The following is a 16,942-nucleotide window of genomic DNA, read 5'->3' as shown; positions in this document are numbered from 1 at the left end:
TTTATTTCATGCAATTAACACAAATCAAATCCGTGTTACATCTACGGAAACTGTCATCGCAGGATCACTACCACCGCCGAAAATCACGCCGCGCAACGGCGTAACATCATAAAAGTCTCGCCCCCATGCGGTAATAATGTGCTGTTCACCCGCCATGGTATTGTTAGTTGGATCAAATTCGAACCAACCCTCGCCCGGCGAATAAATAGAAAGCCACGCGTGTGTCGCGTCTGCACCGACCATTTTCTCTTGTCCGGGAGGCGGCAAGGTTTCTAAATAACCTGAGACATATTTAGCGGCAAAGCCCATCGCGCGCAAACAACCGATTTGTAAGTGAGCGAAGTCTTGGCAAACGCCCTTGCGACTGGCCATTACTTCTGCAATTGGCGTTGCAATAGTTGTCGCTGCGGGAGAGTAAGAAAACTCTTCAAAGATACGCTGAGTTAAATCAGACACGGCCGTTAGTAATGGGCGCTCGTCACTAAATAAGTCTTTAGCAAAGTCGCGCAATTGATCATCTGCACGAATCATTGACGACTCTAATTGATATTCACGGGCAAGGATTACGTCCTCAGAACGCGCACGCGCCATCTGTTTACGCGCCTCTCCGCAAGTACGACCAATATCCAAATTTGCATCGCCAATTTGCGAACCCGTTTCAACTTCACAGCTAGAAGTAATCACTAATTCGCGATGAGGTTTTTGAATTTCAAAGTGGTAGGCACTGTTACCAAAATAATCGGTACGGCGTGTTCCTTGCGCTACTGTCGGAGACACATCAATGCGACTGTTTATGCAGGTTTGACGACGTGTGCTGCGTGGAATCATGTGCGCTAAGTTATAGCAATGCGAGACCCGATTGGCGTAACGATATTCAGTAATGTGACGAATACGATAGCGCATTACACACCCTCCCACTGACTACTGACCAACTGCTGAGATTGTTCACGGTGATCAAAGTAGCGATCGGTAATCATATCACTGGCTCGCAGTAACAAGGCTTCTAATTCCGTAAGGACATTTTTAAGTTGTAAACGCGTACCATCGACATCAGCACACATATCATTTAATGACGACAGTCGCACAAGCGCACTGCCTTCTACCATGATGCGTTCCGCCGGTGGTAGCTCGTGTAAATAACCTTTTGAGTTCGGCAATTTACGTACATGAGCTAACATTTGAGTTAGCTGATAAATAATAGAACGCGGGTTATCGCCATCCAGTAGCACTAAATCTAAACTGGTTTGAATTGCAGTTCGGGCACCATAACGACGACGATAACTAATTAAACCTTCGAGAGTTAATAGCAATGCTTCGTTAACGCGAGACTGTTCTGGCTCAGGCAACACAGTTGATAACAAGCAATTCATTAGGGCGCTGCTTTGCGTTGCTCGCTCTAAGCGACGACCTAATTCCATGAAGCGCCAACCGAAACCACGAATCATACTTTCATGATTTAAACCCGATAGCGCCATCAATGCGGTTACTAAAGGATCGAGTGCTTCCTCCGGAGCCGACAAACGCGCAACCGTGAAAGTGCTATTTAAATCGGCTAACGCATCACGAATATCGTTAATAACCCGATACGTATCGGACGATAATAATTCTTTTGTTTCATCAGCACAGAACAGCATGGAGTTAAGATTATTGGCAATGCTGCTGAGTACAGCGCCATCCTGCAACTGTCGCACTAAATCCTGATCGCTGATTAAATCACCAACCAATACCGTTGTGGTGACTTTAGCCACCGCCGCACGAAATTTCTGGCGCAGACGAGGTGTTAATGGCTCTTCACCATTAAGCAGCATAAAAGTGGTGCGTAAAATACGCAGCGACGCTTCGGCACGCTCAGCATAACGCCCCATCCAATATAAATTTTCAAGCACGCGGCTTGGCAAGTTAATATTTTCGGCTTCGCGAATTTGCAGATCGTCGCCGCGCGAATTACTTTCGAGTAAACGCTCAGGCTCAGAAGCAACAACCCAAGTATCTTTACTGTTCGCTCCACTTTGACTAGAAATAATAAATTCGCTCTCAGTGCCACCCACTCGGGTTAAACCACCGGGCATAATACTGTACGAATTATTACTAGCGACCGCGAAACTGCGCAAAATAGCAGGGCGAGGTAATAACTGGTTGTCTTGGAAACTAGGTAAATAGCTAGCCGCCATCACAGGCTGGGCAACGTACTGAGCAGGATTCGCCAAAATGCGTAAACGCAACTCAACTAGTTCAGCCTGGGTTAGTAATGCGCCTGCCGAACTGCTTATGCCACTCGTACGATAAATCGGTTTGATAACTAATTCAGGTAAATGTTCGAGCACATAAGCGAGATCTTCAGGCTCTCCACACCAATGCGTTTGAACCGAAGGTAGACGCAACTCGCGTCCAAGTAAGGCTTTGGAAATGTCGGGTAAATAGCGCAAAAATACCGGATTTTCTAGTACGCCAGAACCTAGCGGATTTGCAACAATAAGATTACCTGCACGCACGGCTTCTAATAAACCGGCAACACCTAAGCGTGAATCGCTGCGCAACTCGACCGGATCACAATACCAATCGTCAACGCGACGCAGTAATACGTCAACGCGGTTTAAACCATCAAGGGACTTCATCCATAAGAAGCCATTGCGTACAACAAGGTCGTCGCTTTGAACCAAATAGAAACCGAGATAGTTCGCTAGATATGCGTGCTCGAAATAAGTTTCGTTACGAGGGCCTGGGGTGAGCACAGCAATGCGCGAGCGGCTGCTGTGTGGCGACAAACTGATAAGTTTATTACGCAGCTGCTGAAAGAAAGCAGCTAAACGGTGGACGTGGCTGTCACGGAATAAACTCGGAAATACCCGCGACATAACAGTACGATTTTCCAACGCATAACCAGCGCCACTTGGCGACTGTGTGCGATCACCAATGACCAGCATCTTGCCATCGTCATCGCGAATTAGGTCAACGCCATGCAAAATAAGTTCATGCTCGCCCGGAACGGTTATGCCATGACAAGCACGTAAAAAACCACGATGGCTAAACAAAGCTTCAGCTGGAATGATACCTTGGCGTAGCAGCTTACCCGGGCCATAAATATCACGAAGCAATAAATTAAATAACTCGCCACGTTCTTGTAAGCCAGCTTCTACCGCCCCCCATTCATCACTACTAATGATATTGGGAACAAGATCTAGATTCCAAATGCGGGAAGGGGATTTAGCGTCGCTGTATATATTATAGGTAGCACCATCATCGCGCAGAATACGCAATGCTTTCGCTTGGCGCTCGCTAAAGGCTTCAGGGCCAAGCTCTGCGATACTTTCTAAAAGATATGACCAATGCGGGAGAATATGACCCTCATTGTCACGCACCTCATCGCCGTTTCCGGCGACAGGTGGGTAAGACAGCCCGGCGGGCAAGATAACAGCCGGATCAATGGACATGAGGAAAGCCTGCAGATAAATAAGTTATCTGCATTATGTCAGAACTAGCCAACATTCTCAGCTTCCCATTGGCGTCCGTAGATCAAGAGTCAGTGGATATTCGTCCGTTGACTCTTCAGGCGGTGGCGCCATCGGACGAGGATCGGTTTTCGGGAAGAACTGACGCAAGGCATCAACGTCCGGACGCGGAGAATAAGCCCCCTGCGTATGGTTCATTTCAGCAAAGCGATTCACTCGGCGCGATTCGGCCTCATTGGCATTAATAGGGAATGTATCGTAGCTACGACCACCTGGGTGGGTAACGTGATATTCACAACCACCCACTGAGCGGCCATTCCATGTATCGATCAAGTCAAAGACCAACGGAGCTTGCGCGCCAATTGTTGGATGCAATGACGATGGCGGCGCCCATGCTTTATAACGAACACCCGCCACGAATTCGCCATTGCGACCAGTTGAACGCAGCGGTACACGGCGACCATTGCAGGCCAAAATGTAACGACTACCTATCATGCCAGTGACTTTCACCTGCACGCGTTCTACCGACGAATCCACATAGCGGGCAGTACCAAAGCTTGAGACTTCTTCACCCAGTACATGCCACGGCTCAACCGCCCAGCACAGCTCTAGCTGGATATCGCCCAGCGTCGATGTGCCGTAATGCGGGAAGCGGAATTCACGGAATGGCAATAGCCACTCAGCCTTAAAATCGAGACCATGAGCTTGCAAGTCTTTGGCGACTTCACTGACGTCTTCCCAAATAAAGTGCGGCAACATGAACTGATCATGCAAACGCGTGCCCCAGCGCTCTAGTTTTTGCTTATACGGATTTTTCCAGAAGCGAATGACCAGAGCACGAATCAATAAAGCTTGAACCAATGCCATGCGGCCATGTGGCGGCATTTCGAAACCACGGAATTCAAGCAGACCCAGGCGCCCAGCTGGACTACCCGGCGCAAACAACTTATCGATACAAAATTCTGCACGGTGAGTGTTACCGGTCAAATCGATCAAGAGGTTACGCATCAGACGATCAATCAACCAAGGCTGCGGTACTTCGCCTTCTGGGATTTGCGCAAAGGCAATCTCAAGTTCGTACAAATTCTCGTCGCGGCCTTCATCGACACGCGGCGCCTGACTGGTTGGGCCAATAAAGGCACCAGAGAACAGATACGACAACGATGGATGGTTCTGCCAATAGGTAACAAAGCTGCGTAGCAAATCTGGACGACGCAACATAGGGCTATCCGCAGGCGTTTTACCACCGAGCGTAATGTGGTTACCACCACCCGTACCAGTATGGCGACCATCAAGCATGAACTTTTCCGCGCACAAACGCGTTTGACGCGCTGCTTCGTACAGCTCAGTCATATTACTAACCATCTCACGCCAGTTGCTCGCAGGATGAATATTCACTTCAATTACACCCGGATCGGGTGTGACCAGCAGCTTTTGCAAACGCGGATCACGAGGCGGTTCATAACCTTCAATAATCACTGGTGTATTTAATTCAGCAGCGGTTTCTTCAATCAAGGCCATGATCTGAATGTAACTTTCAAGATATGGCATAGGCGGTAAGAAAATGTGCAATTTACCTTCGCGAGGCTCAACACACACAGCGGTACGCACCAGATTTTTCCAGCGATCTTTAGCGGGTGTTTTATCGTCAGCTGGATTCGGCTGCTCGCTATGCTTAGGTGTCGCTTGCTTAGCTTCGACTTGGCCTTTTGCAGAAGCCTGAATGATCTGATCACGACTCGCTAGAGGAGCAAGATCGCGCATCGCATCGGCTTCTTGAATAAGCTGTTCTTCCGTTGGCGGCGGTAAGCTACCCAACGGCAAACGCAATCCCATTGGCGAATCACCAGGGATCAGGGTTAATCGACCACGACGGAATTCCCACGGGCTAGAACGCCAGCCTTCTGAGTACATATCCCAGTCTATTGGCAGTACGTAACCACTTGGAGTGTCCAAACCTTTATCCAACACGCGAGCCAAACGACGACGCTCTAGATCGTCCTTCGCATTGGCAATACTGAGTTCGAAATCAACCGGTAGATTTTGTTCCGCCAACAGATAATGCAAACCGTCTTCATAGGCTGCTTGAATACATTCGCCATCAAGTCGCAAACGCTTGGCCAGCTTCTCTATGAACTTAGCCGCATCTTTCTCGGTATGGCCGTAATCTTTATCGACACGCGCTAGCAACTCAGGTCGGCGCCACATTGGCTCGCCGTCGGTGCGCCAGAATAAGCCCAATGCCCAGCGCGGTACTTCTTCACCCGGATACCACTTACCTTGGCCGTAATGCAGCAGGCCTTGTGGGGCAAAATGATCGCGCAAACGCAGTAATAGCGTCTTCGCTAGTGCTAGCTTATCTTTACCTAGAGCGGCCGTATTCCATTGTGCTGACTCCATATCGTCAATCGATACGAAGGTCGGCTCACCACCCATGGTTAAGCGCACATCATTGGTTTCGAGAAGGTCATCGACCTTGTCACCAAGTGCTAATACGTCCGCCCATTCGGCATCCGAATACGGCTTAGTCACGCGCGGGTCTTCATGGATACGCGTCACTTCGTTGGTATAGCTAAAGGTCACCTTACACTTATCGGTAGCACCATTGATGGGGGCTGCAGACACAGGATCTGGCGTGCACGCCAAAGGAATATGACCTTCTCCAGCAAACAAACCGGATGTTGGATCCATGCCCACCCAGCCAGCGCCAGGTAAAAACACTTCACACCAAGCGTGCAAATCGGTGAAATCTTCTTCTGGACCTGACGGACCATCAAGTGATTTCTCATCCGACGTTAATTGAACCAAGTAGCCAGAAGCAAAACGTGCTGCCAAACCTAAATGACGCAATACTTGCACCATAAGCCATGCCGAATCACGGCACGAACCTTTGGCCAGCTCTAAGCTTTCTTCGGGTGACTGTACGCCCGGCTCCATGCGTACGCCGTATTCAAGCGCGCTTTGGATTTTCTGATTCACTGTCACTAAATAATCAATGGTGCGCATCTTATCTTTAGTGATGCTTTCAACCATTTTTTTGAACAGCGGACCTTGCTCTTCACAATGCAAATACGCTTTTAACTCTTTACGCAGCTGCTTGTCGTAGGCGAATGGAAACTCTTCAGCATACTCTTCAATAAAGAAATCAAACGGATTAATCACGGTCATATCCGCGATAACCTCGACTTCAATCGCTAATCGTTTGGTTTTTTCGGGAAAAACTAAACGCGCTAAGAAGTTGCCGTAAGCATCCTGTTGCCAGTTAATGAAATGCTCTGGCTCTACTTTTAAACTATAGCTTTTTATTGGCGTGCGGCAGTGCGGTGCTGGACGTAAACGCACGACATGCGCAGACAAATTCACTGGGCGATCAAAGTCGTAATACGTCTTATGCTGCAAAGCAACGGTAATGGTCATGGTGTTTCCTGCCCCGGCGGGTATCTACTGTTCTGACAGAAACCAAGTTCTGCCAATGAGCTGGTGCAAATTTTGTATCGCTATCTGCAGCTCGTTCAAATCGTCACGAAACGACGACCCATATGATTCACTATTGGTACTGGCAATGACGACCTTGTGAAGGGCATCCGCTTCACGCTTAACATCTTTAGATTTAGGCAAGGCTTTGGCAGACGCAATAATGGTGTTCAAGCAATAAGTAATGGCACGTGGAAAGTGGTCATCCGCCAGTAAAAAATGAACAACCGGCGCGCCCTTAATACTGCAACGCATCGCCCGACGGAACGGTTGGTCAGCGTTAAGTGAGCGCAACACGTTAGCCCAAATAATCTGACGGGAGTTAACCGCAAATTCATCGTCCTCAACTTGTAAAATCGCTGCAATAGCGGCATCCAAGTTACGCGTTGTCATATCAGCGCGTTCAATATTTTGACCAAGCATTAACATATCCCAAGCTTCATCACGGGACATGTTCACAAACATAAGACCGACAATTTGCTGGCAGGCCTTAATCACGTGATCAAGAAACTCATGGCGATTACTGCGATTGATGCCTTGGTTCAGGTTCTCTTGTACGAACTGGGTCAACTCGTTAACCATCTCCCAAGCTTCCGCTGGAATAACATCACGCGTGGTACGGATGTTTTCGCGAATACTTTGTAGCGAGCTAACAATTGAGCAAGGATTGGTATCGTCGCCCAATAAAAACTTCACCACGTTACGCTCATCACGCACCGAGTAACGATCGTTGAAATCTTGCTCCAAGCTATTAATCACGATCAGGTTGTACCAACCGAAGTTGACCTGACGCGGCATATCAAATAATAACTGGTCATAAATATTGACCAAGCGTGCAGTACTTTCTACGCGCTCAATATAGCGAGCAGCCCAATAAACTCGTTCAGCAACTTTAGATAGCATTAGCGATTGCCCGTTGTGGTATCTACGATCCAAGTGTCTTTACTACCACCACCTTGGGAGGAGTTGACCACCAGGGAGCCTTTTTTCATAGCAACGCGGGTTAAACCACCGGTTGTTACATAGGTATCTTTGGATTGCAGAATAAATGGTCGCAAATCCAAATGACGTGGCTCTAATTTGTTTTTACCCACCAAAGTTGGCGCGGTTGATAACGCCAATGTCGGCTGGGCAATGTAATTGCGCGGATTCGCTTTAATAAGTTCAGCGAATGTTTCACGCTCTTTCTTAGTGGAATGTGGCCCAACCAACATGCCGTAACCGCCGGATTCGTTAGCCGGCTTCACAACTAACTTATCGAGGTTATCAAGCACATAGGCGCGCTGCTCATCGTCATAACATAAGAAGGTTTCAACGTTAGGTATTAACGGCTCTTCTTTTAGGTAGTAACGAATAATATCCGGCACAAATGCATACACTACTTTGTCGTCGGCAACACCTGCCCCAGGAGCATTAGCGAGCGCAACATTACCTGCGCTCCAAGCGCGCATTAAACCAGCAACGCCCAATACCGATGTCGGATCAAATACCTCAGGATCTAAGAACAAGTCGTCAATACGGCGATAGATCACATCTACACGCTCAAGACCGGCAATGGTCTTCATATAAACGCAATCATCGTCTTGAACAACGAGATCACTACCTTCAACGAGCTCTGCACCCATACGTTGAGCTAAAAACGCGTGCTCAAAATAAGCCGAGTTATAAATCCCCGGCGTAAGAACCACAATCACAGGCTTGGCAATATCGCGTGGCGATAATGCTACGAGAGTATTGAACAAATGCTCAGGATAATCACCAACAGGGGCGATATTGACCTTCTCGAACACCTCAGGCAAAACGCGCTTCATAATTGAGCGGTTCTCTAGCATATAAGACACACCCGATGGCACCCGTAAATTATCTTCCAGCACATAAAACTGACCATCAGAATCGCGTACCAAATCGGTGCCACAAATATGCGCCCAAACGCCGAAGCGCGGACTCACACCCTCACACTCTTTAAGGTAGTTCTTTGATTGCTTGAGAATAAACTCGGGAATAATGCCGTCTCGAATAATGTTTTGATCATGGTAAAGATCGTCAATAAACATATTCAGGGCTTTCAAGCGCTGCTTTAAGCCTGCCGCTGTTTTGTCCCATTGAGTTTTAGAAATCACGCGCGGCACAATATCAAAAGGCCAGGCGCGGTCAATGTTCCCACCTTCGGTGTAAACAGTGAACGAAACACCCATATCTTTGATTGTGGAGTCGGCGGCAATTTTGCGCGAATTAATGTCATCTTCTGACAGTGAACTTAGGTAATTGACTAGCTGTCTAGCAGGCTGGCGAGCATTGCCAGGGCTGCTGATTAGCTCGTCGAAGAAATTTTCCTGAAGTTCATATTGCTTCCAATCGATTGGCATAGAAGTCTCTGACGGGAATTAAATTTAGCTTTATCAGCGGATGAGTAGAACACCCGAAGGTGCCTAGCCGCAAGGGTTGAGCACACTGTGATTGAGTTTGTCGTCTTTCGCCAGTAGTAATTAGAAATATTGCTACTTTCGACGAAACCAGCTTGGGACGTTATTGACACTGACGAATCGAAAAACCAACACGGCATGAATCAACCCGATGATCAGCCCTGGCGCCATGTCACCAGCAGCCATTAAGTCCCACACTAACATCGGTAGGGTCAAAATTGGAAACCACGCGAAGTAACGATAGAAAATCCGTTCAAATCTCGATCCCAAGGTGTCCACCTCATTATTACCTCTATCAACGACTGACATATGAACTCCTAACCCTAATGCTACAAGCAATCAAGCGGACCACATATAACGGTCAGATACCATTAGCCAAACGTCGAGCATCTTCTCCAACGACACACCGCTCAACGTCAGGCGATTTAACCAAGCTCTGCTAAACTCAAGGGGAATAACTAACATTAGGGCTTTCTATCATAGTGCGTGCCATATGGATATTGATAACCATTGCTTCTCTCGGACTGGTCGCGGCATGCTTGCCGACTGAGGTACCACTGCGTATTGGCACCAATATTTGGGCGGGTTATGAACCGTTTTACTTGGCGAGACGGCTTGGTCACTACAGAAATCAAAATATTAGGCTGATTGAGTTACCGTCAGCTACCGATGTCATGAATGCGATACGTTTGGGGCAATTAGAAGGGGCTGCATTGACACTAGACGAAGTTATAACCCTATCTTCTGAAGGCTTAGATTTGGTAGTGGTTATGGTGTGTGACATATCTAATGGTGCTGATGTTGTTATGGTTCGCCCAGAAATCAAGTCACTCGCGGACCTAAAGGGTAAACGTATTGCAGCAGAAACAACCGCAGTAGGCGCTCTGATGCTCGATTCGGTATTAGCAGCCGCCAACTTATCCAACACAGATGTCGATATCAAATATTTGCCTATTCCGGACCACAGAGGCGCCTATATCGACAACGAAATTGATGCTTTGGTAACATTCGAGCCGTATTCAACTAAGCTTGCGGATGTCGGTGCACAGACCATATTTGACAGCTCGCAAATCAATGGACAAATCGTCGACGTCCTCGTATTTAATCGCCAGCTCGTCAACAACCAAGATAAACGTATAGGCACTGTTATCAATGGTTATTTCAAGGCCCGACAACTAATTGTTGAGCGCAACTCAAATGCATTTGCCGTGATCAACCAGCGCCTGCGGCTATCATCTGAGGAGCTACCAAAAATCTATGACAAGCTCATACTTCCCACCCCTGAAGAAAATCAACGTCTATTATCTGGCGAGCATTCGTATTTAAGCCGAACGGCAAATAATCTTATAGAGTTAATGTCTCAGCAACACCTGATATCCAGAAAACCTGCACTATCGCGCTTTACCACCGACCAATTTGTATCGGCAACAAAATGAAGCGACGCTATTCCATTCGACGCTTGCTCATGTATTGGTCATTATTGGCGCTCGGCGTCACTACGATGGTTCTTGGATATTTCCTTTTTCAAAATCGACTTGGCTTATTTGAAGAAAGCTGGAAAAGCAAAATTCAGTATGATCTCGAAAGTCTGCGTATTGTTATGCAGCAACAACTGCTGAACGAAGAATGGAGTCAAGCAGACCAAAGCTTAAGCAATATGGCAACGCGTCCTCATTTACTGTATTTGGCATTATTTGACGAAAGAAATCAGCAAGTACAACTGGCTACTCAAAGAGCGGATATTGGTGCCGCTTTTAGTAGAAACTTATCGACCAATGGTCTCGATCCAAAGCTTCGTATATTTCAGGTATCACGTCATCGGGATCAATTTTACGCACTAATCCCTATTCAAATTCTTTCTGAAAAATCTCGTAATAACTCCAGCGCTTGGGTGTACGCACATTACGATTCCCACCAAGACTACAACAGCATGCTGCTGGGACTATTACAGAAAATATCAATCGTCATAACTATGATAATCCTGTATCAAATGGGTCAGAGTCATATCGTGCGACAACATGTATTAGAACCTTTACAACGACTTGTCACCTTCACTAAGTTGCTGCAAGAGGGACGAGTGGGAGACACGATAGAAACTCACACATCGACAGAGTTTATCTATCTAGAAAACGCCTTCAATGGACTTAGTCTGCATTTAAATGACTCCATGCGCCAAATCGAACAGCAACATATGCTGAATAGTGCGTTCACGCTTGGCTTCCCTGATATCGCTTTCGTAGTAGACAGTAATGGCATCATTCGTGGCCGTTTTGGCAATAGCACCAGCTCTGTCGACCGCTTAAATAGAGATCTGATCGACACACCATTTACCGCATGGGTAAACCTATCTGAAGTGGCATTGCTAGAAGAAAGCAAACAGCGAACAATTGATACTCGCGAGTTGATCATTCATGAATTTAGCCATGATAATGTTTTTTTCGAATCACGAATGGTGCCTCTCATTGATCAGGAAAATAACGATATTTCACGCGGAGTGCTCTGGCTAGTCAGAGATATAAGTGACATTAAACTCAAGCAGGAGCTAATTGAATATCAGGCTAATTTTGATCCCCTAACAGAGCTAGCGAATCGCCGCTTGGCATTATATCGAATTGAGCAAAAAATAGCGCAATCGCAAGAGGAAGCCAGCTGGGGAGCGGTATTATTTATCGACCTAGATCACTTCAAAAATATTAATGATTCGCTCGGACATCCTATTGGAGACCAACTCTTAATCGATATCGCAACACGTCTTAAGTCTGCGACAGATCAAAATGACCTTATCGCACGACTTGGGGGCGACGAATTTTTAGTGTTAAGCGGGACGCTTACCTCCACCGAGTTATTAGCAAGTAAATATGCCGAAACACTGGGAATGAAGATTCTATCTGCGATTAAAGAGCCTTTTACAATTGATGTGAATAGCTTCCATCTATCTGCCAGTATTGGTATCGCTTGCTTTCCTCATGACGGTATTACCGCAAGTGATTTAATCCGCCAGTCTGATACGGCTATGTACCAAGCCAAAGCACTGGGGCGAAGCCAAGTCTGTATTTACAATCACAGTATGCAAGAAAAAACGAAAGAGCGGTTGCACCTATTTAATGACCTCCACCAAGCCATTCTAGATAACGCCTTCTCGCTGGTATTTCAACCACAGCTCGATGACGAAGACCATATTATTGGTGCAGAAGTATTATGCCGCTGGGTAAATCGCGGCCAATCAGTCAGCCCTGATGTATTCATTTCAGCCGCAGAAGAAACCAACTTAATACTGCCGCTGGGGCGATGGTTAGTGATGGAAAGCTGCCGGACATTAAAGCAATGGCGCGACGCTAGTATATTACCGCCAAGTTTTAGCCGTTTAGCGATTAATATTAGCGCCGCGCAATTTATGGATCCGAATTTTGAAGACTTTATTGCAGAAGCAGTTAGATTTCATAAGTTATGTCCGAAGTTACTTGAGCTTGAATTAACAGAGACATTGTTTATGGGTGATAAGAATGTCATTCGTGAAAAAATGAGCGCTCTGAGTCTACTCGGGTTTACTTTCGCACTGGATGATTTTGGTACAGGCTACTCATCACTCAGCTATCTTCAGCGACTCCCTATTAATAAGCTGAAAATTGATCGTTCGTTTGTAATGGATATTCTCGATGCGAATACCCCAATCAGCATTGTCGACTCAATTATCCAGCTAGGCCGTAACTTGAAAATGGATATCATAGCAGAAGGTGTCGAAACCAATGATCAATGCACCTATCTATCTCGTCATGGCTGTCATTCCTTTCAAGGCTATCTGTTTAGCCGACCACTAACCGAAGAAAATTTTCTCAAATTTATTCGTAGTCACAGCGCTTAATAAGACACTTATCAGGCTGGCATCCACGTCTCTGGCACTCACATTGCTAAGCACACCCTAGGTTAACGAAATAAGCGCTGAACCGTCACGCTTAGATCTTTTTTTTGCGCCATAACAGTGCGCTAAAACAATAATAATCCCTGTATCAGTTCGAAAATGACAATGGGATTTAGAGTTCAAACGGAGTCCAACATGATCGATAAAGTTACCATGACCGAGCAAATCATCGCTGCCAAACTGGAAAAAGGCTTAACTTGGGAGAAGATTGGTAAGGATCTTGGCATGTCACCAGTTTGGCTGACATCCGCTTGTTTAGGAATGAATAGTGCTCCGGCAGAGAAGGCCGAAGCCATAACCGAATACCTTGGATTAGGCGCAGAAGTTTGCACAGCTCTTAAAGCTTATCCGACCAAGATTTGGGATCAAGCTGTCCCTACCGACCCTTTGGTGTACCGCTTGTATGAAGTCATTGGCGTTTACGGCGAAACATTAAAGGAAGTTATTCAGGAAAAATTCGGCGATGGCATCATGAGCGCCATCGACTTTTCAATGGAAGTCGACAAAATTGAAGATCCGAAAGGCGACCGCGTTTTATTGACGTTGAACGGTAAATTCCTCCCTTATAAGAGCTGGTAGTTCTAGCAAAACTGGATATTAAAATAAGTCGACCATTTGCTCTTTCAGCCACATAACAGCTGGATCTCTGGTCGACTTAACATGCCAATATAACTGTATTTCTAACGGCTCCAATGGCAATGGCAAAGGCTGAATAATATGCCCCGTCTGAACCTGCATCTGCTCGGCATAGGTGCGCGGCAACGTTAATAGTAAATCGGTATTGGCTACCACTTGCACCGCCGCGTAGTAGTTCTGGCAGCGCAAAGTAACCTGTCGAACCTTACCCAATCGCGTTAACGCAAAATCTTCAACACCCTGCCCCTCCGTCCGACTAGACACTAAAATATGACGGCTATTCACATATTCATCCAGATCCAATGGCTTTGACGCTAACGGATGACCCCGACGCATAATTACGACGAGTGTTTCACTTCCCAACGCTTGATGACGAATTTGATCAGACACTGGCAGCAACACATCCGCTGCGAAATCAATTTGACCACTGGCTAACGCGTTTTCCATATCCCTACGCGCGACCCGTATACTCCGCAACTGCACTTGCGGAGCACTCGCCTGCAAGCGCTGCATCAAATGCGGTAAGGCTGCGGCTTCCATCACATCACGACTTGCCATCGTGAAGATACGACTCGCCAAACCAGGATCAAACGCCAAACCTTCGGTCAGAGTCGATTCGAGATCTTGTAAAGCAGCGCGCACACGCCCAACAATCGCCTTTGCTAACGGCGTTGGTGCCATACCTTTGCCGGAACGTTCAAATAACGGATCATTAAAGCGCTCACGTAAGCGCGCTAAAGCATGACTGACGGCTGGTTGCGATAGGTTCAATTGCTCACTGGCGCGAGTCAGGTTTCCTTCGCGGTATATTGCATCAAAAACGACGAATAAATTTAAATCGACCCGAGAGATATTAATGTTCTGCATATTCGCGCGCCCAGCTATTCGTCAAAGGCATTAAGTATACCTCCGACGATCTAACTAGCCAGCCGTGTTAAAAAAGAATGCGACCACCAAATTGCAGCCCACTCATTGGTGTAACCCAATTAACGTCTTCACCACCAACGGTAAAATGCTCCCAAGAAATGCGTTTGTAGCGGTAGGAAACATCCAATTCAAATTCTTTTATTACATAAACCAGAATGCCGGCCCCAGCATTGATCGAGTGACCGCCAACATTGCCATCGCGGGTAGCAAAAAACTCTTCAGTTCCCTCATATTTATAAACACCCAAGCCAGCAGTAACATAGGGCCGCACTCGCGCTTGGGTAAATGGAACGATTAAATCGAAATCCCAGCCTGCTAATTCTTCGTCTGAGCCATCGACGTCATACTCTACATAAAACTTGCTGTAACTGATTTCAAAGCGAACGCCCCCTTTTCCGACAGCGCCTAAGGTCAATTGCGAATTGGTGTGTTCAAAATCTTCTTCAGCCTCAATACCGCCATCAACCCGATCATGTCCGGTGCCAGTACCCATTTGATAACCAATATACCAATGGTCCTGTCCCGTATAATCAACAGCGTAGACAGATGAGGTGAACAAACAGCCACAGATCGCGGCGTACAACGAAGCTTTCATAGCATTCCCTTGCGCTAGACATAAAGCGCTATTATGGGCAGCCAAGCTATTGCTGGCAAATACTTGTCACTAGTATTAAATGATAGCAATAACCACTAGGCACAAAAAAACCCGCACTGCATAACAGCACGGGTTTTTAATCGTAAAAAATCGGCTCGCTTAACGCTTACCCAATTTCTCACGAATTTGCTGGATAGCACGCAGTTGACCTGCAGCAATCGCCAGCTGAGACATAGCGCGTGAGTAATCAAAGTCGCCGCCTTGATTTTCCATCGCTTGCTCTGCATGTTTCTTCGCTTCCAGAGCGGCTGCTTCATCCAGATCGTCTGCACGAACCGCAGTATCGGCAAGCACGGTGACTGAATTGGGCTGCACTTCTAGAAAACCACCAGAGACGTAAACAATCTCTTCTTCACCGTTTTGCTTAACAATACGGACTGGACCTGGCTGTAACGGAGTGATCAAAGCGGCGTGGCCTGGTTCAATACCAAGGTCACCCAAAATGCCTGATGCTACTACGCGCTCAACTTGGCCAGAGAAAAGATTCTCTTCGGCGCTGACGATATCGCAGTGGACGGTAATCGCCATAATCTAATCCTCTGATCAGAGGAGGCTGGCACCGGACAACTTACTCGGTGCCTGCCCGCCCATTACATTTTACCGGCTTTCTCGACGGCTTCATCGATAGTACCAACCATGTAGAACGCTTGTTCTGGAAGGCTATCGTAGTCACCGTTCAGGATTCCCTGGAAACCACGGATGGTTTCTTTCAGAGATACGTACTTACCAGGCGCGCCTGTGAAGATCTCTGCCACGTGGAATGGCTGAGACAGGAAACGCTCGATCTTACGTGCACGAGATACCAGCAGCTTATCTTCGTCAGACAGTTCGTCCATACCCAGAATCGCAATGATGTCTTTCAGTTCTTTATAGCGCTGAAGAACACCCTGAACACCACGAGCTACGTTGTAGTGTTCGTTACCGATAACCAGTGGATCCAACTGACGTGAAGTACTGTCTAGTGGATCGATCGCTGGGTAGATACCCTTAGAAGCGATGTCACGAGACAAAGATACTGTTGAGTCCAAGTGAGCGAAGGTAGTCGCTGGGCTTGGGTCAGTCATGTCATCCGCAGGTACGTATACCGCTTGGATAGACGTGATCGAACCAGTCTTAGTAGAAGTGATACGCTCTTGAAGAACACCCATCTCTTCTGCCAAAGTTGGCTGGTAACCTACCGCTGAAGGCATACGGCCTAACAGTGCAGATACTTCCGTTCCCGCCAAGGTGTAACGGTAGATGTTGTCAACGAACAACAGTACGTCTTTACCTTCGTCACGGAACTTCTCAGCCATCGTCAGACCAGTCAATGCAACGCGCAAACGGTTACCCGGCGGCTCATTCATCTGACCGTAAACCATTGCTACTTTTGATATAACTTTATCATCAAGGTCAACAACCCCAGATTCAGCCATTTCGTAGTAGAAATCGTTACCTTCACGAGTACGCTCACCAACAC

Annotated in this window: 12 protein-coding genes; 3 read left to right on the top strand and 9 right to left on the bottom strand. The window is 47.0% G+C overall.

Translation table 11 applies throughout. The features are described 5' to 3' along the window. Positions 1-24 precede the first annotated feature (24 nt). Genes UXZ23_RS03705 through UXZ23_RS03685 form a run of 5 tightly spaced genes read right to left on the bottom strand, consistent with a single transcriptional unit; the run spans position 25 to position 9,289 of the window. Positions 25-903, bottom strand: coding sequence for a transglutaminase family protein (locus tag UXZ23_RS03705; RefSeq protein ID WP_320819297.1), 879 nt, complete (start codon positions 901-903; stop codon positions 25-27). Then, positions 903-3,431: a circularly permuted type 2 ATP-grasp protein gene (locus tag UXZ23_RS03700; protein ID WP_320819296.1), complete on the bottom strand. Its 2,529-nt coding sequence runs from the start codon at positions 3,429-3,431 to the stop codon at positions 903-905. Before UXZ23_RS03700 ends, UXZ23_RS03705 begins: the two co-directional genes overlap by 1 nt. Before the next feature lie 57 nt (positions 3,432-3,488). Beyond that, positions 3,489-6,866 carry a transglutaminase family protein gene (locus tag UXZ23_RS03695; RefSeq protein WP_320819295.1) on the bottom strand — a complete coding sequence of 1,126 codons (3,378 nt, stop codon included), beginning with the start codon at positions 6,864-6,866 and terminating at the stop codon, positions 3,489-3,491. Between the two features lie 24 nt (positions 6,867-6,890). Continuing rightward, positions 6,891-7,826 carry an alpha-E domain-containing protein gene (locus tag UXZ23_RS03690; RefSeq protein WP_015488768.1) on the bottom strand — a complete coding sequence of 312 codons (936 nt, stop codon included), beginning with the start codon at positions 7,824-7,826 and terminating at the stop codon, positions 6,891-6,893. Then, entirely contained in the window at positions 7,826-9,289 is a 1,464-nt protein-coding gene (locus UXZ23_RS03685; protein WP_320819294.1) for a circularly permuted type 2 ATP-grasp protein, read from the bottom strand. The genes UXZ23_RS03690 and UXZ23_RS03685 overlap by 1 nt, the downstream gene beginning before the upstream one ends. Before the next feature lie 539 nt (positions 9,290-9,828). Here UXZ23_RS03685 and UXZ23_RS03680 point away from each other — a divergent pair. From UXZ23_RS03680 to cynS, 3 genes are all read left to right on the top strand, one after another. Next, positions 9,829-10,782: an ABC transporter substrate-binding protein gene (locus UXZ23_RS03680; RefSeq protein WP_320819293.1), complete on the top strand. Its 954-nt coding sequence runs from the start codon at positions 9,829-9,831 to the stop codon at positions 10,780-10,782. Beyond that, positions 10,779-13,208 carry a putative bifunctional diguanylate cyclase/phosphodiesterase gene (locus UXZ23_RS03675; protein ID WP_320819292.1) on the top strand — a complete coding sequence of 810 codons (2,430 nt, stop codon included), beginning with the start codon at positions 10,779-10,781 and terminating at the stop codon, positions 13,206-13,208. Before UXZ23_RS03680 ends, UXZ23_RS03675 begins: the two co-directional genes overlap by 4 nt. Before the next feature lie 195 nt (positions 13,209-13,403). Next, positions 13,404-13,844 carry a cyanase gene (cynS, locus tag UXZ23_RS03670; RefSeq protein WP_320819323.1) on the top strand — a complete coding sequence of 147 codons (441 nt, stop codon included), beginning with the start codon at positions 13,404-13,406 and terminating at the stop codon, positions 13,842-13,844. 18 nt (positions 13,845-13,862) lie between these two features. Here cynS and UXZ23_RS03665 read toward each other — a convergent pair whose 3' ends face one another. From UXZ23_RS03665 to atpD, 4 genes are all read right to left on the bottom strand, one after another. After that, the gene (locus UXZ23_RS03665; protein WP_320819291.1) at positions 13,863-14,768 is read right to left on the bottom strand and encodes a LysR family transcriptional regulator; all 906 of its coding nucleotides are present in this window, start codon (positions 14,766-14,768) and stop codon (positions 13,863-13,865) included. 67 nt (positions 14,769-14,835) lie between these two features. Continuing rightward, entirely contained in the window at positions 14,836-15,423 is a 588-nt protein-coding gene (locus tag UXZ23_RS03660; RefSeq protein WP_320819290.1) for a hypothetical protein, read from the bottom strand. A 159-nt stretch (positions 15,424-15,582) separates the two neighbouring features. Further along, a complete protein-coding gene (locus UXZ23_RS03655; protein ID WP_015488777.1) occupies positions 15,583-16,011 on the bottom strand; it encodes a F0F1 ATP synthase subunit epsilon in 429 nt (142 codons plus the stop codon). Positions 16,012-16,073: 62 nt separating this feature from the next. Continuing rightward, positions 16,074-16,942 (bottom strand): F0F1 ATP synthase subunit beta (gene atpD / locus UXZ23_RS03650; protein ID WP_320819289.1); only part of this gene is annotated, 869 nt, incomplete at its 5' end.

The organism is Thalassolituus sp., assembly GCF_034111725.1.
Taxonomy (GTDB): domain Bacteria; phylum Pseudomonadota; class Gammaproteobacteria; order Pseudomonadales; family Oceanobacteraceae; genus Thalassolituus.
This window is presented reverse-complemented; position numbering and strand designations above follow the sequence as displayed.

What these genes read in the sequence shown, in the direction of transcription:
- UXZ23_RS03665 (WP_320819291.1), bottom strand. Translation starts at nt 14,768, where the DNA reads ATGCAGAACATTAATATCTCTCGGGTCGATTTAAATTTATTCGTCGTT.
- UXZ23_RS03700 (WP_320819296.1), bottom strand. Translation starts at nt 3,431, where the DNA reads ATGTCCATTGATCCGGCTGTTATCTTGCCCGCCGGGCTGTCTTACCCA.
- UXZ23_RS03695 (WP_320819295.1), bottom strand. Translation starts at nt 6,866, where the DNA reads ATGACCATTACCGTTGCTTTGCAGCATAAGACGTATTACGACTTTGAT.
- UXZ23_RS03655 (WP_015488777.1), bottom strand. Translation starts at nt 16,011, where the DNA reads ATGGCGATTACCGTCCACTGCGATATCGTCAGCGCCGAAGAGAATCTT.
- UXZ23_RS03685 (WP_320819294.1), bottom strand. Translation starts at nt 9,289, where the DNA reads ATGCCAATCGATTGGAAGCAATATGAACTTCAGGAAAATTTCTTCGAC.
- UXZ23_RS03675 (WP_320819292.1), top strand. Translation starts at nt 10,779, where the DNA reads ATGAAGCGACGCTATTCCATTCGACGCTTGCTCATGTATTGGTCATTA.
- UXZ23_RS03690 (WP_015488768.1), bottom strand. Translation starts at nt 7,826, where the DNA reads ATGCTATCTAAAGTTGCTGAACGAGTTTATTGGGCTGCTCGCTATATT.
- UXZ23_RS03705 (WP_320819297.1), bottom strand. Translation starts at nt 903, where the DNA reads ATGCGCTATCGTATTCGTCACATTACTGAATATCGTTACGCCAATCGG.
- UXZ23_RS03660 (WP_320819290.1), bottom strand. Translation starts at nt 15,423, where the DNA reads ATGAAAGCTTCGTTGTACGCCGCGATCTGTGGCTGTTTGTTCACCTCA.